Origin of the sequence: Thalassotalea sp. PLHSN55, from assembly GCF_052030545.1 — a bacterium.
In the GTDB taxonomy this organism is placed as follows: domain Bacteria; phylum Pseudomonadota; class Gammaproteobacteria; order Enterobacterales; family Alteromonadaceae; genus CANMXU01.
Genome location: NZ_JBPDIH010000003.1, coordinates 514,649 through 535,496 on the forward strand (window position 1 = coordinate 514,649; position 20,848 = coordinate 535,496).

The following is a 20,848-nucleotide window of genomic DNA, read 5'->3' on the forward strand; positions in this document are numbered from 1 at the left end:
ACGGAAATTTTGGAGATTTAGCTATATTTCCACCCAGCCGTTCGCCCTGAGCCTGTCGAAGGGTGCTTCTCGGATAGATTAGGAAAATAACGCAGTAATATTTAGTCATTTCCTTTGCTTCGACAAGCTCTGCACAAACGGAAATTTTGGAGATTTAGCTATATTTCCACCCGACCGTTCGCCCTGAGCCTGTCGAAGGGTGCTTCTCGGATAGATTAGGAGAATAACGCAACAATATTTAGTCATTTCCTTTGCTTCGACAAGCTCTTCACGAACAGAAATTTTATTCGCCACCGACGCTTCAAGGAAAGTCGGTAAAATTTAGAGATAAAAAAAGCAGCGATAATTCGCTGCTTCTTCAAAAATCTTAAACGCTTATAGCGAAGACATAAACTGCGTTAACGCTTTAATGTCATCATCCGTTAACTTAGCCGCAATATCACCCATGATATTGTTGGCATCGTTTTGACGCTCGCCAGAACGGAATTTCTCAAGTTGCGTTGTTAGGTATTCAACATTTTGCTTAGCTACTGCTGGGAAAGCTGCGTTGTCCATGCCGTTACCTTTCACACCATGACAAGCAATACATGCCGTAATACCGCGATTTGCGTCACCGCCGATGTATAATTTCTTACCAACTTCATTTGCTTCACCGTTACCTGCTGTCGATTTTTGTGCAGCAAAGAATTCAGCTAAATCAGCAATATCTTGATCAGACAATGCAGCAACCATTGGCGCCATAACAGGATCTTTACGGGTACCATCTTTAAAGTCGTGAATTTGCTTCACTAAGTATTGCTCACCTTGACCCGCTAATTTCGGATACATAGTGACTAAGCTATTACCGTCAGCGCCGTGACAAGCAGTACATGCCGCAGCTTTTGCTTGACCAGGAAAGTTACCAACAATTTTTACATCACCAGCTGCTGGAGCCGCCGCAGAAGAAGCACCTGCGCTAGCTGCCGCTTCAGGGTTACGAGGTAAGCTTGCAAAATGAGCCGCTAAGTCAGCCATATCTTCATCAGAAAGATTAACTGCCATAGGCGCCATCATCATGTCTTTGCGGTCGCCGTTTTTAAACGCTTTTAATTGCTTAACAATATAAGCTGCTGGCTGGCCCGCAAGGTTTGGATATAAAGGAATAGCACTAATACCATTAGCACCATGACAAGCTGCACAAGTAGCAGACTTAGTTTTACCTGCTGCAGCATCACCGGCAAAAGCTGCCGCAGTATTAATTACGCCTAAACCTAGTAATAAGGTAAATAGTATTTTTTTCATCGAATTGCTCTCTGCTTGCCCAATAAAAACAGCCGTGGTTTGGCCTATCTCATTATATTGTTTCAAAAAGTGACAGCATTTTACACGAATATAAGGATTGTGTAACAGCGGAATGAAAAAAATAGCGGACATTTCTCACTTTTATAGCAAAAATTTTCAAGATATTTATCCATTGTGCTAAATGTCACCAAAAAAGCAGCGTTCAAGCCAACGTAGTAATTCGCATTTCCATCTAACATGCGTATAATATGGCTTTAAAAATTTTTAGTTGGAAAGCACCTTGTCATCACCACAAACCAATTTACGTCAGGCAAAATTTACCATTAGTGCCCCAGACATTCGTCATTTACCTTCCGATGGTGGTGTTGAAGTAGCGTTTGCGGGTCGCTCAAATGCGGGTAAGTCGAGTGCGTTAAATACGCTTACTCACCAAAAAAGTTTGGCAAGAACCAGTAAAACCCCAGGACGCACACAACTGATTAATATTTTTGAAGTCAGCGAAGGTCGTCGTTTAGTCGATTTACCAGGCTATGGCTTTGCCAAAGTACCAATGGCAATGAAAGAAAAGTGGCAAAAAGCCTTAGGTGAATACCTAGAAAAACGTGACAGTTTAAAAGGCTTAGTGGTATTGATGGATATTCGTCATCCGTTAAAAGATCTTGATTTAGACCTTATTCATTGGGCTGCCGATAGCGACTTACCCATCTTAGTTTTATTAACTAAGTCTGATAAGTTGTCACAAGGCAAAGCGAGCACACAAGTATTAAGCGTAAAAAAAGCATTAGCTTCTTTAAACGCTGACTTAAAAGTTCAAGCATTCTCGTCATTAAAGAAAACGGGCTTAGAACAAGCAAACAATATTATTTGTCAGTGGTTCAATGAACATGACTTAACAGATACTGACGCAAACGCTGAAGAATAACCTTTTCAGTCAATCAACATTAGCAAGCCCAAGTGAACATTTTACTTGGGCTTTTTTATTGCCTGAAAATTAGTCCGCAGTAAAAAACAGGCAAAAAAAAAGCCGAAGACAATTTCTTCGGCGGATATAGCTATGGGGAAAGCTAAATATATAAAATAATTACAACAAGCGTTCGTTAAGAGAACAACTGCATTATAGAGCACATACTCTACAAAAGTAAAGTACTTACTCTAATTATTTTACAAATTTGTCAAATAATGTGCACTTACGTCACTTAAATATTAAGTCTTAATTAACGCAACGATCAATTGTCGCCAAAACCCTACCGCAAGTAATTGTATCAATGTCCAAATACTTTACACTTTTATAAATGTACAAATTTGTTAAAACGCAAGTATTTGTAAGTTATGAAATTTTACTTTTGGAATGAAGATTGCTTAGCCATTACTGAAAAATATGTTTGATATCAAATAGAAAGGATAAACAATGAGCAAAGTAACTATAAAATCACTTATCGCAACATTAGTATTAACTGTAAGCTGTAGCGCAAGTGCAGCACTGATCACTCAAGAGTTTAATAATGGCGACTCTTTGGCTGATTGGGGTGTTGATAGAGCGGCACCAACAGGGTTTGAAATCATCAATAATGAATTAGTCATGTCAATTACTGGCCCTGCAGATAGTGATGATTTTAGAAATACACAAGGAATGAAACTTGATATCGGCGAGTCTACTTTCATGTCAGTAGATATGTTTATCGATTCAAGTTGGGCAAACGACGAACGTTACGGCGGCTTTTGGTCAGTCGCGTACGACAGTGCTGATGTAATTAGTGCTTACCCTATTTTAGAGTTTCAAGGGCAAAACAATGGTGTAGTTGCCGCATGGGACAACTCGGGTTGGGCAGAATTTAGCACCTTGTTTAACTTTGATGAATTCAACACCTTCAGCTTTGAAATTAATGATTTAGGCGTTGATTATTCAATTAACGGTGTCAAAGTACATTCAGACACTACAAGCGATATTCAATACTTCGGTGACGTGATTTTAAATGCCAAATATGAAGGTAGTGACTTTACCGTGAAGTATGACAACTTAACGTTTGGTAGCGTTGACGTACCAGAGCCTTCTACCCTTGCTATTTTAGCCTTAGGCCTAGTCGGTTTTGCGTCTCGCAAAGTTAAAAAATAAGCATTAACGCTTAAATAAGCCGACCAAAAGAAGCACTATACTCAAGGTTATAGTGCTTTTTCTTATTATTTTTCGATAAGATAAGCCCTTCCATAGAGTTAACTTTATTAATAAAAATCATTACTTCCGCTAAAACAAGTCTAAATAGCGATAAAACAGTGAAAAATGCCGCTATTTTCAATTTACCTTTCCAGTTTAAAAATACCGTCTATACTAAAATTAGTCGTCTTGACTACTACTGCTATTACGATTAAAAAACGGCATTAAGCACATGTATTTTAGGCACAAGTTGGCACTGGCTTAAAAGATGGAACATGGAATTAGAAGGAATACCTATGAAGCGCCTATTAAGTAGATTTTCGATCATTCAACTTTCTCTGATCAGCTCAGCAATTTTAACCTTATTTATTTTAGTATTACTGGTGCAAAATTTAGGGCAAAAGTGGCAAGAGTCAACCATTCTTGAACAAGATATTGAGTTGATCACCTTATTAGATGCTTTAGAAAAAGTCGCACATAATCACGCGGTAGAGCGTGGTTTAACCGCGGGATTTTTGGGCAGTGGTACCGACGCCGCCCGCACCAAAGTAAATGCCCAAAGAGAAAAAGCCGATCAGTCGATTCAAGCGCTAAAAAGTGCTCAAGCAAGTTTAACCTTTGACAACGACATCATTGATGATCATTTAAGTATTTTATTTACTTATGAACAAAAGAAAGGTGCAATTCGCCAACAAGTCAATCAACAAAATGCGCCAAATGCTTTTCATTTTTACAGCACGCTAAATAAGACTGCGGTTGATCTAGCGGTTATTTTAAAAAACCAAATTAAACACCCGGTATTGTCCAAAGAATTAAGTGCCGCATTTTTATTTGCCCAATATAAAGAACGATTAGGGCAAAATCGCGGCATTATTAACGGCATATTAGCTAAAAAAAGCTTAAGCAATACTGCGCAAAAAGATATCGTGATGTATAACTCAGATATGCAGCTACTCAATAGCTATTTGCATTCTACCTTAGACAGTCAACAAGGTAATGAGCTTACCACCTTGTTGCAATCTAATGATTCAGCAAACATCGCTAAAATCACCAATGTATTGCTTACCAATAGTATGCCCGACTTTTCAGCGTTACCAGAACCTTCCGCTTGGTTTCCTATGGCAACAAAACAAATTGCGGGCATAAAGGGCATGCTCGATAGACAATGGCAAACCATTAAAAGCGACGGCCAACATTTATTAGCACAAGCCAACTTTGAACTAATGTTTACCATAGGGGCGTTTTTAGTTACGGTCACCATAATTATTATTCTCAATGTCTATTTAATTTCGACACTACGTAGAGAATTGCATTCGTTAACGAAACTGTTGAAACAAGCAGAAACTGGCGATTTAACCGTCGATCTAAAACTCAATACAACCGATGAATTAGGTGAAATTTCTAACGCCATTCACAATACGATTTATGCATTTAAAGTACTAATGCTCGGCTTAGATGAGTCTGTAAAATCAGGTACACGCTTAAACGAAAATATGAATGGCGCCACACAAACTGTATTGCAAGATGCTGAAAGCACACAAATGATGGCAACCAGCATTGCCAGTGCGATTGAAGAAATGGCAGCAACCAGTCGCGAAATCGCTCAGTCGGCTTCAGAAACGTTAAATGCAAGTGACCAACTTAACCAACAAGCTCAACGCATGATTGATGAAAACCAATCTAGCCAAGATTCCATTACCGAGCTAACCGACAGTATGTCAGCAGTCGAAAATTTAGCGTCACAAATGGAGCAACAAGTTGGCAGTATTTCATCGATTCTTGATACGATTAGCAGCATAGCGGAACAAACTAACTTACTTGCGTTAAATGCCGCCATTGAAGCAGCACGAGCGGGTGAACATGGTAGAGGATTTGCCGTAGTCGCCGATGAAGTGCGTAGCTTAGCCGCAAACAGTAAGGAGTCGTCTGAAAAAATTGCTAGCTTGCTTGCTAAGTTACAAAGCATAAGTGATCAAGTTATTGGCTCAATCGCCGACAGCTCAGCACAATCAAAAACGGCATTAGAAAAATTTGAACACGCTAAAGGGGTTTCAGTAAAAGTGCATGACAATAGTAAGGAGTTAGAAGCCCTTGCTATTAACGTTTCATCTGCTGCAGAAGAGCAATCGACAGTTGCTGAAAGTATTGCATCAGACGCTTCAAACGTGCTTGATTTAGCCAACCATGAACTCGAAGCGACACAAGCATTACAAGAGATATTTAGTGATCTGCAGTTAAATTCAGATACGCTGCAAAAAACAATGGAAAACTTCACTTTTAAATAGGCAAGTTGTTCAATTACTTGGCGTAACAAAAACCAATAAAACTCAGGCTAGTAAACCTAATGTTTGCTAGCCTTTTTTTCACATTAACTTTTTTAAACTATTTGAATACAAAAGCGAGTTGCCACGGTCTTATTGACACTTGTTGCTGCTAAGACACATTTTTCAAATTCATCGCACAACAATCCAACACATTTAATCAACAACACTTTTTATCAATGAGTATTTACTATGAAAAAAGCATTATCCTTTTTAACACCATTATTGCTGATGTTGAGCACAAGCATTGTCTTCGCCGACCAGCCTTCTATTGATGTTGGTCCCAAAGTTGGTCAATCTTCACCTCAAATTTCCGTTGTAGACATCAACAATCAACAACCAACCATCAACCAACTTTCAGGTCAAAATGGCGTTATTGTGGTATTTTTCCGTTCTGCCGATTGGTGTCCTTTCTGTAAAAAACATTTAATCGAACTCAACCAGCAGGCTGATAAATTTAAAAAGCTTGGCTTTGGCTTAGCGGCAATTTCATACGACAATACCGATATACTGAAAAGCTTTAGCCAAGAAAAAGCCATCAGCTATCCGTTACTGTCTGATCAAAACGTCGAAACCATGATAGCGTTTAACGTATTAAATACCGATTACCAACCCGCTGACGATCATTACGGTATCCCATACCCTGGCGTAGTCGTTATTGATAAGAATGGTAAGGTACTTGATAAGCACTTTTTTGAAGGTTACAAACAACGGGTAAAGTTTGCTGATTTGCATAAGGCGCTAGCACAGCACTTTTAATGAAACGGGCGTCAGTACCTATTGTTATGTGCTGACGCAGCTTGAATTATTTTTAATTAAGCCATTAATTTTAAAGCTATGTAGGGCGTAATATTTAACAAAATAACCCCCAACTTAAACATGGCTAAATAGTTGAAATAATATTTTGGCAAATCGCTTTGCTCAACTGACAACATGTTACTGTACACTTTGACAATAAAGCCTTTAAATGCCACTAGCGCGATAGTTGAAATGCATAAAATACTGACGTTGATTACCGTGCACCAACCAAAGAAAGTCGTTAATTCACTGACTGTCATCATATGCTCCTATTATTAAATAATTTTTTACCGTTCTTGCTCAGACACAGGTTTTGCAAAAAAGACAAAAGGGATGGCCAAAGGGCCAAGCAGCGCGCCCAACAATGCCCAATAGTATCTGCGAGCATGGCGTAATTTAGCCAAATAAAAACAAACAAATATACTGAGTATATTAAGAACAATAAGTACAACCATTTTTGCCTCCTATGACATGCTCAGACGTTTTACCAAATGAGTGGTCAAAATTAACATCATTATCTAACTACCTTAGCTTACTTTACCAAATTAGCATCTACTTTCTTGTAACGAAAATTAACGCTAGCCTGTATGAATATTTTAGGTATTCACCTAGCTACTCTTCCCGAAATGCCTCAGCCGTTAAGTGATGTCGATTTAATAATTTATAGAACTCGGTACGATTACGCTGGGCGATACGTGCTGCCTGCGACACATTGCCGGCGGTTAATTTTAGTAATTTCGCTAAATAATCTCGTTCAAATTGATCGCGTGCTTGCTGAAAAGAAGGTAGCGTTTGTGTTTTTTCCCGCAGGGCATTAGTAATTAAACTGGCATTAATTAAAGGCTCTGTCGCTAAGGCTACACTTTGCTCAATAACATTTTGCAATTGTCGAATATTGCCGGGCCATGGCGCACTGATCAGCAGCTCCATCGCCTCTGCCGAAAAGCCGGTCACTTTCGCAAATGAATGATGAGCGACTTGATTAAAAAAGTGCTGGGCAAGCAACGGAATATCTTCTCTGCGCTCTGATAAAGGCGGCAGCTCTAACTCAACCACGTTTAGTCGATAGTACAAATCTTCTCTAAAGCTACCTTCAACTATCGCTTGTTGTAGATTTTTATGAGTGGCGGAAATAATACGGACATCCGTTTTAATTGATTGTGTACTACCAACCGGACGAACCTCTTTCTCTTGTAATGCGCGTAACAACTTCACCTGAAAGTTCAGTGGCATATCGCCAATTTCATCAAGAAATAGCGTGCCACCATTGGTGGCTTGAAATAAGCCGACATGATTATTTTCCGCGCCAGTAAAGGCGCCTTTTACATGGCCAAACAATTCTGATTCTAGTAACTGCTCTGGGATCGCCGCACAGTTAATGGCGGTAAAAGGCTTACTTTTGCGGTGACTGGCTTGATGAATCGCTTTCGCTAACAGTTCTTTACCAGTACCACTTTGACTATGTATTAATAAACTAAAGTCACTTTTAGCGACTTGTTTAGTTTGTTGCAACAGCGACTCCATAATTGCGCTGCGACTGATAATACTTGCTCGCCAAGCATTTTCTTTACTATTGAGTTTGCGAGTTGCTGGTTGCAATTGCATGGCTTTTTCAACCGTCGCTAATAAATCTTGGCTTTCAAATGGCTTAGTTAGAAAACTAAAAACACCTTGTTTTGTGGCATTAATCGCATCAGGAATAGTGCCATGGGCGGTCATTATCACGACCGGTAAGCTTGGGTATTGTTGGCGTATTTGTTCAAATAATGCCATGCCGTCCATGCCTTCCATGCGTAAATCACTGATCACCATATTGGCTTGAAAACTTTTTAAAATACCTAAGGCAACTTTTGCATTCGCAGCAGATTCTATTTCATAACCTGCCGCTGCCAGACGAATACCGAGTAAACGCAGTAAACTAGGGTCGTCATCAACGAGTAGAATTTTCTGTTGGCTTGCTTTGCTACTCATAGGTTATTGCCCACGCTCAGTTATTGTTTGTTCTATCTTTTTCAATTGGGTAATTTTTTTATTCAATTGATCGATGATTTGCTGGTATTGGTTAATTTTTGCATCCTGCTGATCAATGACTACCTTCGCTTGTTGATAGGCACTTCGATAATTATTCATTTCATTTAAAATCAACAATTGTTGATTAAGCTGATCTTTAAGCATCACCACAAAAGCTAAATCTTTTGGGTTAAAGGTCGCGGTATTGTATGGCTCTAATTGATATTCATTAAGCTGGGCTTTTGCCGTATAGGGGTTATGAATTGGCGACTTCGGCAAACTATACAACATAATAAGCTGCATATCGGCGTATGAATTGCCGACACTTTGGTTGTGTTGTTGACGGGAAATTTCAGCGGTTAATTCTTGCTCATTTAGCGTTTTAATCCATAAATAGTATTGGCTAAAATCCACCGAACTTTGTGGTGTTATCGGCAGGTGTTGGCAAGCACTTAGCAGCAAGGCGAGTATTAGCGCACTAATCAGATTAACTATTATATTCATTTACTTACCTCGATATTATTGATTTTACTTGCTCTTGGCAAACGAATTTCTATTAAGGTGCCGCTGCCATCGCTATTAGCTGAGCGCAAGTTAATTTCACCATTAAGCCGCATGACTAATTCTTTCACTATAGTTAACCCCAAACCGCTGCCTTTAATTTGGCTGCTTGTTGGTGCGGGTCCTTGAAAAAACGCTTCAAACACTTTGCCTTGGATCGCTGCATCTATTCCAGGACCTTGGTCGCTGATGGCAAGTACTAACTGATCATTTTCCAAATAACTGTCAACGCTAATATTGCCACCTTCATCGGAATATTTAATGGCGTTCGACAGCACATTATCTAAGATCACTTGCAGTTGCTTCTCATTGCTTTGAATCGACACATCTTGATTATTTTGTAAAATGGTCAAATGCTTGCGTTTAATTTCAAATTGATGATCAGCTAACACGCCGGTTAATAGTGGCGCTAAAATAATTGTTTCACTGTCTTGCAAACTGGTCGAATCAAGCACGATATTAAAATCGAGCAACTCTTCAATATGTGATTGCAAACGTTGCACACTGGTTTTAATGATCTGACAAATTTCTTGTTGCTCATCGTTTAGGCCGCCAACACTGTTGTCGTACAACAGCTCTGTACCTTCACGAATTGCAGCCAGTGGCGTTTTCAATTCATGAGAAATATGGCGAATAAAACTCGACTTTTGCAACTCTAATGCCTGTAAACGTAAACGCATCATTTCAAGCGCATCAGCAATTTCACCAATTTCCGGTGCACTATCAATAACAACAGCTTGTTCAAAATTTCCTTTTTCAAGCAGTTGAATTTTTTCAATTAATAACTTTAACGGCGAACTGATCAAATAGATGAACAGCCCGGCAATAAGCAAAGTTACCGGAATAATCAGTAAGCTATTGAGCATAGTAGCGCTGACCTGCTCTGCAGTGGCGCTAATGGTTAACGCTTGCTGATCAATTATTACTGCGCTTCGAGCGTTTATCGCCTTAACAATACCAGTAATGTCGAGAAAATGATGTTGCAAAGTGGGCAAACTTTGTTCACTAAACGGTTCATCATTTATCAATAAGTCGAGCTCTGCAATAACACCGGTCAATTGCTGTGATAATTGCATTAGCGACGCATCGTGATATTGACTAAGTTTTTGCTGCAATAGCTGATAAATATTTTGTTGTTCAATTAAATAATTCGATTTTAATTCAAGATCTTGCAACACCAGGTATTGGCTAGAAAAACGTTCTAAATTAGCACGACGCTCATTAAGCTCTTGGTTAACTCGAGTCAGCTCGGTTACCGAAAATATTGCTTGCACACCTTGACTTGAAAGCTTGTTCACTTGCAATGCGCTATAAATCAATGCAAAGACTAACGGCAAGGAAACCAAGGAAAAACCTAGAAAGGTCAGTTTCTTAAGTGACAAGGTGCGACTGCGGCGACTGAAATAAGAAAAAAGTTTAGCAAGCATTAGAAAAATCCGCAGTTATATAAAGTTGATCAGTATTAGGGATTATTGAACTTTCGACGTTAAATTTTGTTCAAATCAAACGCTTTTTGTTCAAGGCGTGAACAACACAGCATGGTTGTTCCATGTAAGTTGTCAACAACGATGAAGAAATAGCATTTAGTTGAACCCAAAGGGCAGCGTTTCTAGGCATTTATACCTCATTATTGCACTTTCATGTGGAATAACCACATAGCAATCACAATGCTTTGTCTAAATACCGATAAACTGCTGCAAAAATAAACACGAAAGATCAACAGACCCTAATTGCCTGTCATTTAAAAGTATCAATGTAAAACCTGCTCTTTGTAAGCGATCATAACAGATAAAACAACACTGTCTGCAAATTGAGACAGCAGTTAAATTCTTCATACTTACCGCTTACTTGCTGATTTTCATTAAGTTAGTTCCAACTTTTACCACATATTCTTGGTGAAATTTTTTCCGACAAATTTCACTGTCGTCAAATGGCAACAACCTACCGAGACAAAAATAAAATATAACCATACAAAACAAATACTTAAAAACATGGCACAGCGCATGCAATGCCTGTTTCGAACTAACAAAAACGTCTTTTTCTTTTAAATAAAATTATAGGAAATATTATGAAAAATATTAGCTTAAAACACATTACATTTGCTGTTGTCACCACAGCGCTACTATCGACTTATGTAAGCGCTGATGATGTGGTTAAAAATACTTTGATCAGTGTTGAGTCGACTACAGAGCATCAATTAGAGTTTACTGTTTTAGACAGTAACCAAGATGGAAAAATTAGCCAAGTTGAAGCCCAAAAGAGCAAACAGCTTTACGATGCATTCGCCAAAGCAGATACAAATGGTGACGCGACACTTAACCGAGAGGAATTTGCCGACTTTATAACCAATTCAAATTAAACGATATTTAAAATAAAACAAAATTATAGGTGACGCAGCCTTTTATATTTATATAGAATGGCTCCCTCATTTATGCTGACAAAGCATAGCCGGCTACTCCCAACCAATTTTGGCCGGCTAGTTTAAGGTAATTCCATGACAGATTTAACCTCTCGCTTTATCAAACTCGAAAATTGGATTTTCGAAATAAAATCAGTTCGCGCTATTCGAGTTGAAGATTATGGACAACCTTACGATGCAATCGCCAATATTCAGTTTAATGGCGAAACCGCTTTTTTAGATGGCTTAATCACCCGAGAAAGTGATGACTTTAGTCGTGAAGATTATGAAGTGTTTTGTCGCATGTGTAGAACATTAGGCATGAAGCAAATTCAATTTGATCGCTTTAAAAATAACAAGCCACAAGTAAATACCATAGATTTAACCACTGAAGCTAAAAACGAATCAAAAGCTAAGCCTCAACTTAAACTGGTACGTTAATAACCATATATAAATCAACGCCAGTAGCAGTAACATGCTGGCAATCAAACCTGCAACGGTGTGCCAATAACGGTATGCTAACGTTAGCTGCGTTTCCCGATGATTTATTTTTAACCACCACAACTGTTCGCTATTTTCCCGCTCTACTATATTTCTCTTTACACCATCCTATTATTTGAATGTCGCTAAATTACGCTGCTGCGACTAAACTCTATAAAGCACGATAATTAACATGTGCTTAGCACCATCTCATCATAAATGTAACCGAGCTAAATAAGGAAGTAGTGGCAGGTGTGATTAACGGGGAGTTAATAACAAATGACAATCTTTCAAAAAATGATCTTGGTGCCGAGTTTAAGCTTGTTGATGTATTTTGGCTTTATCGCTTATAGCTATTTTGAGCACAACCTCAGCACAGCCAAAATCGATCAATTGCGTGAAAGTTATGTACCTGCCTCAGAGCTTATCAATCATAACATCTTCTTATTTGAAAAAATTCAAACGACGTTTAAAGACGCTGTACTTGCCAAAGAAAGGTCTTGGCTTAAAGACACAATTAGTACCCAAAAAAAGTTCAACAAAAATCTGTCCTTGCTTAGTCATTATCCCGCCATAGTTGACCCACAAAGCATTAAGCATATTGGTGATAACTTTAACCAATATTTCGCCGATGCATATGAACTGGCAAGTCACTTACTTGCCAAGCAACCAAAATGGCATGGCAACGAAGAGATTATTCGCCGAATAGAGGCATCTCAAAACGCGACTCAACAGGTTTTAATGGAAAATAGGCACAATATTCAGCAAGGCTTGCTTACCGCCATCGACAAAACGCATTCATTAAAAGACAGCGTGTTATTTTGGGGTTTAGCCATTTCAGCGACCTCCATGATCTTACTTATCGTCGTGACTATTTTTATTTCATATTCATTTCGCTTGGACATGTTCGACATTGTGCAACGAACAAAAAAGTTAGCAAACGGATGTACCGATTTTGGTCAACGCATTGAGCGGAAAAATAAAGATGAGCTAGGGGATTTGGTGCATTGGTTTAATAAGCTTTACGACAAGTTGGAGGCAGATTATTTAACCTTAAAAGAAATTAGCATTACCGACAAGCTAACCCAATTAAATAATCGCAATCGAACCGATCAATACCTGCCACAAGCACTTGCGAAGGCGAAAGAAAGTCAGCAATGCATGTTGGTGGTGGTTATTGATATCGATCACTTTAAAAATGTGAATGATAAATACGGACATTTGGTAGGAGATGAAGTACTGCAGCTTTTTGCAAATGAGCTAAAAAGTCGCGCTGAAACAGGTGATTTCATTAGTCGATGGGGCGGCGAAGAGTTTTTATTGATTTGGTCAAATACCCATGCCATTTATGCCAAACAAAAAGCTGATACCATGCGTGAAGCTATTGCGGCAATTAAACACCCTGTTGCGGGATCTGTTACAGCGAGTTTTGGTATTGCAATTGCCAAACCTGATGACAACGTGCAAAGCATTGTTAATCGCGCAGATAATAATTTATATCAAGCTAAACAACATGGTCGTAATATTGTGGTTATTGATAATATCTGCTGAAAAAACAATCACACAGCTTAGCTTTTATAATGTCAGTTTTTTTTACAAAGCCGCACTCCAGGCTTTAACAATACTGTAACAAATCCAGCATAAGCCACTGTTTTTATAATGGATATGATTTATGGCATAAAGTATGCTTATTATGTTTATATAGTTTTATAGAACGTAGTTAATTCACAAAGTTTAGTAAAAACGATAGAGATAAGTAATATGAAAAACATTATTAAAAGCAGTCTATTTCTAGTATTAAGTTTTATTGGCTTACAAGCTAATGCAGGTTTAATCCCAAGTGGCATTCAAACCAATGTTGACAAAAACACCGTAAACAACACATGGAACTGGAGCGAATGTGCCAGCTTTCCATCGTTTATGACCGTTGATTTTACTTCTACCATTGCAGGTTGTAGCGGCGACCATTTAGCAATGGCGATTTATCAAGACGGTAGCGATGACTACGCCATTTTTGCCGGTGCGGCGTACAACGACGTGCTATTAGAAACCGATGCCGGTAGCCATGTCGCAAACGGTGTACAATGGTATTTCAATGCTGACAGTTTCCCATGGTCTTGGGGCTTTACAGAAGTTGGTGCAACGACAAATCGTAACAATTGTGATGTTAATTTATTATTTAATAACAACTTAGGTATGTGTTGGCATACAGGTGTAAATGCTGTTTCTGGTGGCTGGGCATTCAATAACGGTTCGTTCAATTATTTAGACTCTAGCTTTACACGCGTACTATTAACAACAAATGCGTCAAGCGTGCCAGAGCCTTCAAGCTTACTTATTTTTGCACTAGGTATTATCGGTTTAGCCTCGCGTCGTTTTGCTAAGCGTTAATACGAATACCAAAATTCAGTAATAATAAAAGCATCTAATTGATGCTTTTTTTATCGCTGACTTTTTATTGAAAGCAGAATAAACGATTAATTACCTACGACGGAAACCGTTTCTCCACCCGATTTTTTCCAATTGCCAAAACCACCTTCAAGATGACAAACCCCAGCTAAACCCATGTCTTGTAACGCAGCTGTTGCTAATGCTGAGCGCCATGCCGACTGACAATATAAGACAAACTGCTTGTTCTCGCCAAATACTGGCTTAAAGTAAGGGCTTGCCGGATCAACCCAAAATTCAAGCATGCCTCTTGGCGCATGTACAGCGCCTGGAATAGTGCCCTCACGTTCAAGCTCTCGGATATCTCGAATATCAACAAAGACAACGTCGTCTTGTCCGAGTTGCTGCTGTGCTTGTTCAACACTAACTGTCGTAATTTTTTCGTTCGCTTCATCCACTAATTGTTTTGCACTTTTAATTAACGCCATTTCAGTACTCTCTAACGGTTGAAAAATAAAACATCATTCAATTTAAATAACGTGATAAAAGCTATTTACCATTGCGCTTTTACCATACGCCACCACAACCCAAATAAGCTAACATAACCTGTGGTATAACTAGTTAACTTGCCTTGGTCAACAATCATCACTAATGGGGTAACCTGTACGCCCAGTGTAGCGCTTAATTGACTTTCTGGATCATTAATCACCTCAAAATTAAGTGCATTTTTGCTTAAATATTGACGTACGTCGTCATTATTCCCTGAATTCATGGCAATACTTACGACAGGGTAATAATTCGAGATGGTATTTACCGACGGGCTCACGACATTACAAACAACACACCAAGAGCCCCAAAAATAAACAAGCACCGGCTGTTGCTGACTTAATTGGTTAATATCGACCAACTCGTTAGATAAATTAAGCCCTTGTAATTGCGGGATATGTTTTTCTTCTAAGCTCTGCCCACGCCAAATATCAGCCGCAACGGAAACAATCGCCACGATGACAAAAAGTTGGAGTAGCTGTTTTAAAAAGTTTTTAATCATGCGTAATTAGCCACTTCATTCTCTATTTATTGACAAGACCAGATCACAGCCATTCCTCTTACAATATTGACACTATTTTTAATGGTATATAAACCATTTAAACAGCGCTTTATCAGTGAAACTTTGTGCTCATAAGGTTATAACATTAATTCAAATTGATATTAGCTATCAGAACAACTGCACTACATTCGCTTAATAACCTTAGCAATATATGGCTCAATCAATCGCAAAACATTGCTGCTTTACAGCTAATTTGGCTAAAAGGTCGTTGCACCACTTGCTAACTTACCTAGTAGTAAGTTACTATTTTTGTCATGCAAACACGACTTAAAAATAGAAAAGAGCAAATTGTTCGCTTGGCGCTAGAGTTTTTAAAGACCAAAGGCTTTGAAAATTTTAGTTATCAAGACATAGCAAAACAGCTCGAGATCACAAAAGCGAGTATTCATCACCATTTTCCTAAAAAAGCAGATTTAGGTGTGGCGTTGTGTCATGCCATTCAAGACTGGCACAATCACGAATTTGCCAAGGTATTGGCAACGCCAGTATCTGCGATGGAAAAGCTTGATATGTACATTAATGGCATGATGAGCTTTTCATGCGGCAATACAAAAATATGCCCACTAAGTAGCTTACAAGCCGATATTACTTTATTGCCTGAGGCAATGAAACGCTCGCTAAAACGTTTAGACGAGCACGAGCTGAAATTTATCGCCACTATTTTACAACAAGGGCGCGACAATAATGAGTTGAACTTTGTCGGCAGTGCTGAGGATCAAGCGTTAATTTTTGTCTTATCCTGTAAAGGCGCATTGCAATATTCACGCGTTCATGGCGGCAATATTATTGACAGCGCGATTGAACAAAGCAAAGCGTTATTATTAGCCAACAACTAAACAACTAATGACAGAGTTTCAAAATTAACAAACGATAAAAAATTTTACCCCGCTAACTTACCTATTAGTAAGTTAGTAAAACAAAAAAATTATTAACAACTAGGTGAGCAAGATGGCAACAACAGACAACCTTTTTACGCCGATTTCATTAGGTAAACTTTCCTTAAATAATCGCATTGCGATGGCACCAATGACCCGAACATTTTCACCGGGCAATGTGCCTAACGATCTTGTCGTTCAATACTATCAGCGTCGCGCTGAAGGTGGTGTTGGTTTAATTATCACCGAAGGCACTTGTGTTGGTCATAAAGCTGCCTCAGGATACGAAAATGTACCTTTTATTGCCGGAGAAAAACCCTTAGCCGGTTGGAAAAAAGTGGTTGATGCCGTACATGCAGCTGGTGGAAAAATTGCACCACAATTATGGCATGTTGGCGCGATCCGTAAACCTGGAGTTGAACCCGGTGGCGACACGCCAGGTTACGGCCCATCAGGCATGGCAATGCCAGGACATGTCACCGGTCACACCATGAGCAAAGCCGATATTGATGACGTTATTCAAGCCTTTGTACAAGCCGCCATTGATGCGAAAAACATAGGTTTTGACGCGATTGAAATTCATGGCGCTCATGGTTATTTAATTGATCAGTTTTTCTGGCAAGGCACCAACGAACGTACCGATGAATATGGCGGCAGTATTGAAAACCGTTCACTTTTTGCCATCGAATTAATTGGCGCGGTACGTGCGGCCGTTGGCGAAGAATTTCCGATTATTTTCCGTTGGTCACAGTGGAAACAACAAGACTACAGCGCACGATTAGTTGAAACCCCAGAGCAATTAGCCGCCTTTTTACAGCCACTGGTTAACGCCGGCGTTGATATTTTCCATTGTTCACAACGACGTTATTGGGAGCCTGAATTTGAAGGTAGCGATTTAAACTTAGCAGGCTGGGTGAAAAAACTGACTGGCAAGCCAACCATTACCGTGGGAAGTGTAGGTTTAAACCAAGACTTTTTACCTGAAGACGGCACTACTAACTTTAAAGATGCCGAAACGGTGAATTTAGATAACTTAGTTGCCCGAATCGACCAGCAAGAATTTGACCTAGTCGCCGTTGGTAGAGCACTTATTTCCAACCCTGATTGGGTCAAAAAAGTGCAAGCTGGGCAGTTTGAACAACTTAATGCTTTCGACAAAGCACAGCTAGGTGAATTAATTTAGCTATAAAATTTGCATCGTAACTTTCATTTTTTAATCGTAAGCGCTTATCTTAAAACTTATCTTAAGTATTTATCCTAAGCGCTTGCCATGAGTCGCTATCATATGGCGTGCTCATGACAAGTGGCTCCCAAAAAAGTTGCGATGCAAACGTTTGTTATTTCAAAACATCCTCTGTTAATAGACCAGCATCGACTAATTTCCTTAATCGCTGATTACACTTTGCTTGTAGGCTATCTCGCAACAAACGCACAGCTGGCGTAATTAACTGCCTGCTTGGGCAAATTAACCAAAGTTCGGTCGCAGTAGGTGTAAACTCAGGCATTAGCGATAACAAACGACCTGACAATAAGTCATCACAAACATCTAAGCTCGACTTGGTTGCCACGCCATGGCCAGCAACACACCAACGCCGCACTAACTCACCATCATTTGATACGCGGTCACCCGTCATTTTTATTTTAACGTTATGTTCACCAGCACTAAATTGCCAGACATCGTGCACTAAATCATGTAATTGATAAAATAAGCCATTATGGGTGGCAAGTTCTTGCGGATGCTCAGGTTTACCGACTCGGTCAATATACTCAGGTGATGCGCATAATATTCTTGGCACGTTACAGATTTTAAAGCCATAAAAGTTGCTGTCTGCCGGCGAACCATAACGAAGAGCTATATCAACAGGGTCTCGATAAAAATCAATATTACTGTCAGTTAAATGCACTTTTAGCGTTAATTTTTGGTGAGCTGCCATTAACTCATCTAACCAAGGAATAACAACATTTCGCCCTAAATCAGACGAAATGCCCAAACGCATTTCACCGTCAACCACATCTAAATCGTCTTTAACATTTTGCTTTGCTAATTCAAGCATCAATAACGCTTTTTCTAAATTAGGGATATAACGTTCGCCTTCGCTCGACAGTCTAAGTTGGCGTGTAGTGCGAATAAACAGTGGCATACCTAAAGCGGCTTCGACGCGTTTAATCGCTGCGCTAGCGGTTGCTGTGCGCATATCTAAGCTTGCCGCCGCGGCAGTAATACTGCGAAATTCGGCAACTTTTACAATAATATTTAAATCTTCAATCAGCATATTTTCAATTTATTTTTGATAATGATTCAAACATTACCCTGTTTATCACAACCAAAGCAAGGGCTATTATTTACACCACGAAACAAGATAACGCCATATTCAAACCAGTAATAACAAGGGAAAATAAAATGAAAGCTATCGGTTATTTAAAAAGTTTACCTATCGAAAATGAACATTCATTAGTTGATATTGAAATTAACCAACCTATTGCCAGCGGCCATGATTTATTAGTAAAAGTAGCCGCTATCGCCGTAAACCCAGTTGACTATAAAGTGCGATTAAACGCCGCGCCAACCGACGGTGAATATAAAGTTATTGGCTATGATGCGGTTGGCGAAGTAGTTGCCTGTGGCGACAAAACCAGTCAATTTAAACCTGGCGATAAAGTCTTTTATGCCGGTGATATCACCCGCAGTGGTAGCAATGCCCAGTTTCAATTAGTCGACGAGCGCATTGTAGGCGCAAAACCCACAAGCTTATCGAATGCTGAAGCAGCAGCTTTACCTTTAACGGCGATCACCGCGTGGGAATTACTTTTTGAGCACCTTGCCATAAAGCAGCAAGCGCCTGAATCACCCGCTAAGTCAAACGAGATTATTTTAGTCACCGGCGCGGCTGGTGGCGTTGGTTCAATTTTGATCCAATTAGTTAAAGCCATTACCGGCGCAACAGTGATTGCCACAGCCTCACGTGAAAGCTCAAAAGCTTGGGTAAAACAATTAGGCGCTGATTATGTTGTTGATCACAGCAAGCCACTTAAAGCGCAAATTGACGCGCTTAATATTGGTCAAATAAGCCATGTTGCCAGTTTAAATAGTAGTTCTTCATATCTAGACAGCTATGTCGATTTATTACGCCCATTTGGCAAAATCGCAGTGATCGATGAGTTAGATAATTTTGACATGAACAAGATTAAGCCGAAAAGCTTGTCGGTACATTGGGAGTTTATGTTTGCCCGTGCAATGCATCAAGCTGACGACATGGATGAGCAAGGCAAATTACTTAATCAAGTCGCTAAGCTTATTGACCAAGGCTATATCAAAACAACGGTGGGTCAACACTTAGGTACTATCAATGCCAGTAACTTAAAAGCTGCACATCAAGCGCTCGAGTCTGGAAGTTCAATCGGCAAAATCGTGTTAGAAGGGTTTTAAGCGCACATTTTGTCACCTATGCTAGCCACCTTACGGCTAAGCAAGAAACCATGAAAATTTAATCAACATAAGAGAGAATGAATATGACTACCTTAACGATTGTTGCCAATATTATCGCTGAAAGCGATAAAGTTGACTTAGTAAAAAGTGAATTATTAAAGCTTATTGATATCACGCGCTCAGAAGCGGGTTGTATTAACTATGACTTACACCAAGATAACGAGAATCCTGCTCATTTTGTTTTTTATGAAAACTGGCAATCCCGTGAGTTATGGCAAACCCATATGAACAACCAACATTTAAAAGATTATATGCAGGCAACCGAAGGAGCCGTGGCATCATTTGTATTAAATGAAATGACTCAAATTGCTTAAAGCAACTATTTGGTTAATGAGATACACGCCATCGTTAGTCTAACGTTGGCGTGTTTTCTCTGTTTAACTTTTATTTTTTTCACCATAAATATTAGTCCGCCAACATAGCTATTGTTTCCTGCTGCTCAGCTTCACGATTAGCCAACGAATAAAAGTACGCTCTGTTGTGACGAATCACGCTATTATTTTTTAAACGCTTGGCTTTGGTAAAGTCAGCTTGAGCTAACGTCATTTCATTCATAAAGTAGTTAACAATGGCGCGATTACTATAAGCGAGCGCTTTTAAATACTTATAATGCTGATCATGTAGCGGCATACTTTCAATGTTTTTGATTGCTAAGTTACAGTCAGGCTTAGCTAAAGCAAACTCTCCATTGACTAAATTTTCAATGCATAAATTATTATGCTGCTCAAACGAGACAATTAAGCTTTTTAAGCGATCGTTTTCTAACATACTCGCTAATTGATAATTATCAATTTTAGCTATTTTGAATTTTTTCTCTGTTGTTTCAGCATGCGCTGCATGGCTACAAAAAAGAGTAAAGATAGCAACTTTTGCTAAGGTATTAATGATGCGTTTCATGATGTGCTCCTATGGTTTTTCAACAAATTCGGAGCTAATTTAAATAGTTTAATCGCGGCCAGCAAACGATATAAAATCAGTCGATAGGTTAA

At 39.2% G+C, this 20,848-nt stretch carries 22 protein-coding genes; 12 read left to right on the plus strand and 10 right to left on the minus strand.

Translation table 11 applies throughout. The features are described from left to right. Window positions 1-375: 375 nt before the first annotated feature. Window positions 376-1,281: a c-type cytochrome gene (locus tag ACRRSQ_RS07975; RefSeq protein WP_440875186.1), complete on the minus strand. Its 906-nt coding sequence runs from the start codon at window positions 1,279-1,281 to the stop codon at window positions 376-378. Window positions 1,282-1,561: 280 nt separating this feature from the next. Here ACRRSQ_RS07975 and yihA point away from each other — a divergent pair, with 280 nt between their 5' ends. From yihA to ACRRSQ_RS07995, 4 genes are all read left to right on the plus strand, one after another. Beyond that, the gene (gene yihA, locus ACRRSQ_RS07980) at window positions 1,562-2,203 is read left to right on the plus strand and encodes a ribosome biogenesis GTP-binding protein YihA/YsxC (RefSeq protein ID WP_440875187.1); all 642 of its coding nucleotides are present in this window, start codon (window positions 1,562-1,564) and stop codon (window positions 2,201-2,203) included. Between the two features lie 486 nt (window positions 2,204-2,689). Further along, the gene (locus tag ACRRSQ_RS07985; RefSeq protein WP_440875188.1) at window positions 2,690-3,394 is read left to right on the plus strand and encodes a PEP-CTERM sorting domain-containing protein; all 705 of its coding nucleotides are present in this window, start codon (window positions 2,690-2,692) and stop codon (window positions 3,392-3,394) included. A 335-nt stretch (window positions 3,395-3,729) separates the two neighbouring features. After that, window positions 3,730-5,718, plus strand: coding sequence for a methyl-accepting chemotaxis protein (locus ACRRSQ_RS07990; protein WP_440875189.1), 1,989 nt, complete (start codon window positions 3,730-3,732; stop codon window positions 5,716-5,718). 228 nt (window positions 5,719-5,946) lie between these two features. Further along, window positions 5,947-6,513, plus strand: coding sequence for a peroxiredoxin family protein (locus tag ACRRSQ_RS07995; protein ID WP_440875190.1), 567 nt, complete (start codon window positions 5,947-5,949; stop codon window positions 6,511-6,513). A gap of 56 nt (window positions 6,514-6,569) precedes the next feature. Here ACRRSQ_RS07995 and ACRRSQ_RS08000 read toward each other — a convergent pair whose 3' ends face one another. From ACRRSQ_RS08000 to ACRRSQ_RS08020, 5 genes are all read right to left on the minus strand, one after another. Continuing rightward, window positions 6,570-6,815, minus strand: a complete 246-nt coding sequence (locus tag ACRRSQ_RS08000; protein WP_440875191.1) for a DUF6868 family protein — start codon at window positions 6,813-6,815, stop codon at window positions 6,570-6,572. Window positions 6,816-6,839: 24 nt separating this feature from the next. After that, a complete protein-coding gene (locus ACRRSQ_RS08005) occupies window positions 6,840-7,007 on the minus strand; it encodes a hypothetical protein (RefSeq protein ID WP_440875192.1) in 168 nt (55 codons plus the stop codon). 157 nt (window positions 7,008-7,164) lie between these two features. Continuing rightward, window positions 7,165-8,523 (minus strand): sigma 54-interacting transcriptional regulator, encoded by a 1,359-nt coding sequence (locus ACRRSQ_RS08010; RefSeq protein WP_440875193.1) that lies wholly within the window; start codon window positions 8,521-8,523, stop codon window positions 7,165-7,167. 3 nt (window positions 8,524-8,526) lie between these two features. Beyond that, window positions 8,527-9,066, minus strand: coding sequence for a hypothetical protein (locus ACRRSQ_RS08015; RefSeq protein WP_440875194.1), 540 nt, complete (start codon window positions 9,064-9,066; stop codon window positions 8,527-8,529). After that, on the minus strand, window positions 9,063-10,550 hold the full coding sequence (locus ACRRSQ_RS08020) for a sensor histidine kinase (protein WP_440875195.1): 1,488 nt from the start codon (window positions 10,548-10,550) through the stop codon (window positions 9,063-9,065). Before ACRRSQ_RS08020 ends, ACRRSQ_RS08015 begins: the two co-directional genes overlap by 4 nt. Before the next feature lie 641 nt (window positions 10,551-11,191). On the opposite strand from ACRRSQ_RS08020, the gene ACRRSQ_RS08025 reads away from it, so the two are divergent. The 4 genes from ACRRSQ_RS08025 to ACRRSQ_RS08040 all read left to right on the plus strand — a co-directional run bounded on the left by ACRRSQ_RS08025 (window position 11,192) and on the right by ACRRSQ_RS08040 (window position 14,392). Beyond that, a complete protein-coding gene (locus ACRRSQ_RS08025) occupies window positions 11,192-11,482 on the plus strand; it encodes a hypothetical protein (RefSeq protein ID WP_440875196.1) in 291 nt (96 codons plus the stop codon). A 135-nt stretch (window positions 11,483-11,617) separates the two neighbouring features. Next, complete coding sequence (locus ACRRSQ_RS08030; RefSeq protein ID WP_440875197.1) at window positions 11,618-11,962, plus strand: hypothetical protein; 345 nt, start codon at window positions 11,618-11,620, stop codon at window positions 11,960-11,962. Between the two features lie 318 nt (window positions 11,963-12,280). Further along, entirely contained in the window at window positions 12,281-13,552 is a 1,272-nt protein-coding gene (locus ACRRSQ_RS08035; RefSeq protein ID WP_440875198.1) for a diguanylate cyclase domain-containing protein, read from the plus strand. A 210-nt stretch (window positions 13,553-13,762) separates the two neighbouring features. Further along, window positions 13,763-14,392 (plus strand): PEP-CTERM sorting domain-containing protein, encoded by a 630-nt coding sequence (locus tag ACRRSQ_RS08040; protein WP_440875199.1) that lies wholly within the window; start codon window positions 13,763-13,765, stop codon window positions 14,390-14,392. Between the two features lie 86 nt (window positions 14,393-14,478). Here the strand turns inward: ACRRSQ_RS08040 and ACRRSQ_RS08045 are convergent, their stop codons facing one another. Together ACRRSQ_RS08045 and ACRRSQ_RS08050 are read right to left on the minus strand one after the other, a co-directional pair. After that, window positions 14,479-14,877, minus strand: coding sequence for a rhodanese-like domain-containing protein (locus tag ACRRSQ_RS08045; RefSeq protein WP_440875200.1), 399 nt, complete (start codon window positions 14,875-14,877; stop codon window positions 14,479-14,481). Window positions 14,878-14,942: 65 nt separating this feature from the next. Then, entirely contained in the window at window positions 14,943-15,437 is a 495-nt protein-coding gene (locus ACRRSQ_RS08050) for a protein disulfide oxidoreductase (protein WP_440875201.1), read from the minus strand. A 314-nt stretch (window positions 15,438-15,751) separates the two neighbouring features. Between ACRRSQ_RS08050 and ACRRSQ_RS08055 the strand changes: the two genes are divergently transcribed. Together ACRRSQ_RS08055 and ACRRSQ_RS08060 are read left to right on the plus strand one after the other, a co-directional pair. Continuing rightward, window positions 15,752-16,333 carry a TetR/AcrR family transcriptional regulator gene (locus ACRRSQ_RS08055; RefSeq protein ID WP_440875202.1) on the plus strand — a complete coding sequence of 194 codons (582 nt, stop codon included), beginning with the start codon at window positions 15,752-15,754 and terminating at the stop codon, window positions 16,331-16,333. A gap of 112 nt (window positions 16,334-16,445) precedes the next feature. Next, on the plus strand, window positions 16,446-17,555 hold the full coding sequence (locus ACRRSQ_RS08060) for an NADH:flavin oxidoreductase (protein WP_440875203.1): 1,110 nt from the start codon (window positions 16,446-16,448) through the stop codon (window positions 17,553-17,555). A gap of 154 nt (window positions 17,556-17,709) precedes the next feature. Here ACRRSQ_RS08060 and ACRRSQ_RS08065 read toward each other — a convergent pair whose 3' ends face one another. Then, window positions 17,710-18,645 (minus strand): LysR family transcriptional regulator, encoded by a 936-nt coding sequence (locus ACRRSQ_RS08065; protein WP_440875204.1) that lies wholly within the window; start codon window positions 18,643-18,645, stop codon window positions 17,710-17,712. Window positions 18,646-18,773: 128 nt separating this feature from the next. Here ACRRSQ_RS08065 and ACRRSQ_RS08070 point away from each other — a divergent pair, with 128 nt between their 5' ends. Both ACRRSQ_RS08070 and ACRRSQ_RS08075 read left to right on the plus strand, forming a co-directional pair. After that, a complete protein-coding gene (locus ACRRSQ_RS08070; protein WP_440875205.1) occupies window positions 18,774-19,799 on the plus strand; it encodes a zinc-binding alcohol dehydrogenase family protein in 1,026 nt (341 codons plus the stop codon). 83 nt (window positions 19,800-19,882) lie between these two features. Then, entirely contained in the window at window positions 19,883-20,173 is a 291-nt protein-coding gene (locus ACRRSQ_RS08075; protein ID WP_440875206.1) for a putative quinol monooxygenase, read from the plus strand. Window positions 20,174-20,264: 91 nt separating this feature from the next. On the opposite strand, the gene ACRRSQ_RS08080 is transcribed toward ACRRSQ_RS08075, so the two are convergent. Then, window positions 20,265-20,756 (minus strand): hypothetical protein, encoded by a 492-nt coding sequence (locus tag ACRRSQ_RS08080; protein WP_440875207.1) that lies wholly within the window; start codon window positions 20,754-20,756, stop codon window positions 20,265-20,267. Between the last annotated feature and the right edge of the window lie 92 nt (window positions 20,757-20,848).

What these genes read in the sequence shown, in the direction of transcription:
- ACRRSQ_RS07975 (WP_440875186.1), bottom strand. Translation starts at nt 1,281, where the DNA reads ATGAAAAAAATACTATTTACCTTATTACTAGGTTTAGGCGTAATTAAT.
- ACRRSQ_RS07985 (WP_440875188.1), top strand. Translation starts at nt 2,690, where the DNA reads ATGAGCAAAGTAACTATAAAATCACTTATCGCAACATTAGTATTAACT.
- ACRRSQ_RS07990 (WP_440875189.1), top strand. Translation starts at nt 3,730, where the DNA reads ATGAAGCGCCTATTAAGTAGATTTTCGATCATTCAACTTTCTCTGATC.
- ACRRSQ_RS07995 (WP_440875190.1), top strand. Translation starts at nt 5,947, where the DNA reads ATGAAAAAAGCATTATCCTTTTTAACACCATTATTGCTGATGTTGAGC.
- ACRRSQ_RS08000 (WP_440875191.1), bottom strand. Translation starts at nt 6,815, where the DNA reads ATGATGACAGTCAGTGAATTAACGACTTTCTTTGGTTGGTGCACGGTA.
- ACRRSQ_RS08005 (WP_440875192.1), bottom strand. Translation starts at nt 7,007, where the DNA reads ATGGTTGTACTTATTGTTCTTAATATACTCAGTATATTTGTTTGTTTT.
- ACRRSQ_RS08010 (WP_440875193.1), bottom strand. Translation starts at nt 8,523, where the DNA reads ATGAGTAGCAAAGCAAGCCAACAGAAAATTCTACTCGTTGATGACGAC.
- ACRRSQ_RS08015 (WP_440875194.1), bottom strand. Translation starts at nt 9,066, where the DNA reads ATGAATATAATAGTTAATCTGATTAGTGCGCTAATACTCGCCTTGCTG.
- ACRRSQ_RS08020 (WP_440875195.1), bottom strand. Translation starts at nt 10,550, where the DNA reads ATGCTTGCTAAACTTTTTTCTTATTTCAGTCGCCGCAGTCGCACCTTG.
- ACRRSQ_RS08025 (WP_440875196.1), top strand. Translation starts at nt 11,192, where the DNA reads ATGAAAAATATTAGCTTAAAACACATTACATTTGCTGTTGTCACCACA.
- ACRRSQ_RS08030 (WP_440875197.1), top strand. Translation starts at nt 11,618, where the DNA reads ATGACAGATTTAACCTCTCGCTTTATCAAACTCGAAAATTGGATTTTC.
- ACRRSQ_RS08035 (WP_440875198.1), top strand. Translation starts at nt 12,281, where the DNA reads ATGACAATCTTTCAAAAAATGATCTTGGTGCCGAGTTTAAGCTTGTTG.
- ACRRSQ_RS08040 (WP_440875199.1), top strand. Translation starts at nt 13,763, where the DNA reads ATGAAAAACATTATTAAAAGCAGTCTATTTCTAGTATTAAGTTTTATT.
- ACRRSQ_RS08045 (WP_440875200.1), bottom strand. Translation starts at nt 14,877, where the DNA reads ATGGCGTTAATTAAAAGTGCAAAACAATTAGTGGATGAAGCGAACGAA.
- ACRRSQ_RS08050 (WP_440875201.1), bottom strand. Translation starts at nt 15,437, where the DNA reads ATGATTAAAAACTTTTTAAAACAGCTACTCCAACTTTTTGTCATCGTG.
- ACRRSQ_RS08055 (WP_440875202.1), top strand. Translation starts at nt 15,752, where the DNA reads ATGCAAACACGACTTAAAAATAGAAAAGAGCAAATTGTTCGCTTGGCG.
- ACRRSQ_RS08060 (WP_440875203.1), top strand. Translation starts at nt 16,446, where the DNA reads ATGGCAACAACAGACAACCTTTTTACGCCGATTTCATTAGGTAAACTT.
- ACRRSQ_RS08065 (WP_440875204.1), bottom strand. Translation starts at nt 18,645, where the DNA reads ATGCTGATTGAAGATTTAAATATTATTGTAAAAGTTGCCGAATTTCGC.
- ACRRSQ_RS08070 (WP_440875205.1), top strand. Translation starts at nt 18,774, where the DNA reads ATGAAAGCTATCGGTTATTTAAAAAGTTTACCTATCGAAAATGAACAT.
- ACRRSQ_RS08075 (WP_440875206.1), top strand. Translation starts at nt 19,883, where the DNA reads ATGACTACCTTAACGATTGTTGCCAATATTATCGCTGAAAGCGATAAA.
- ACRRSQ_RS08080 (WP_440875207.1), bottom strand. Translation starts at nt 20,756, where the DNA reads ATGAAACGCATCATTAATACCTTAGCAAAAGTTGCTATCTTTACTCTT.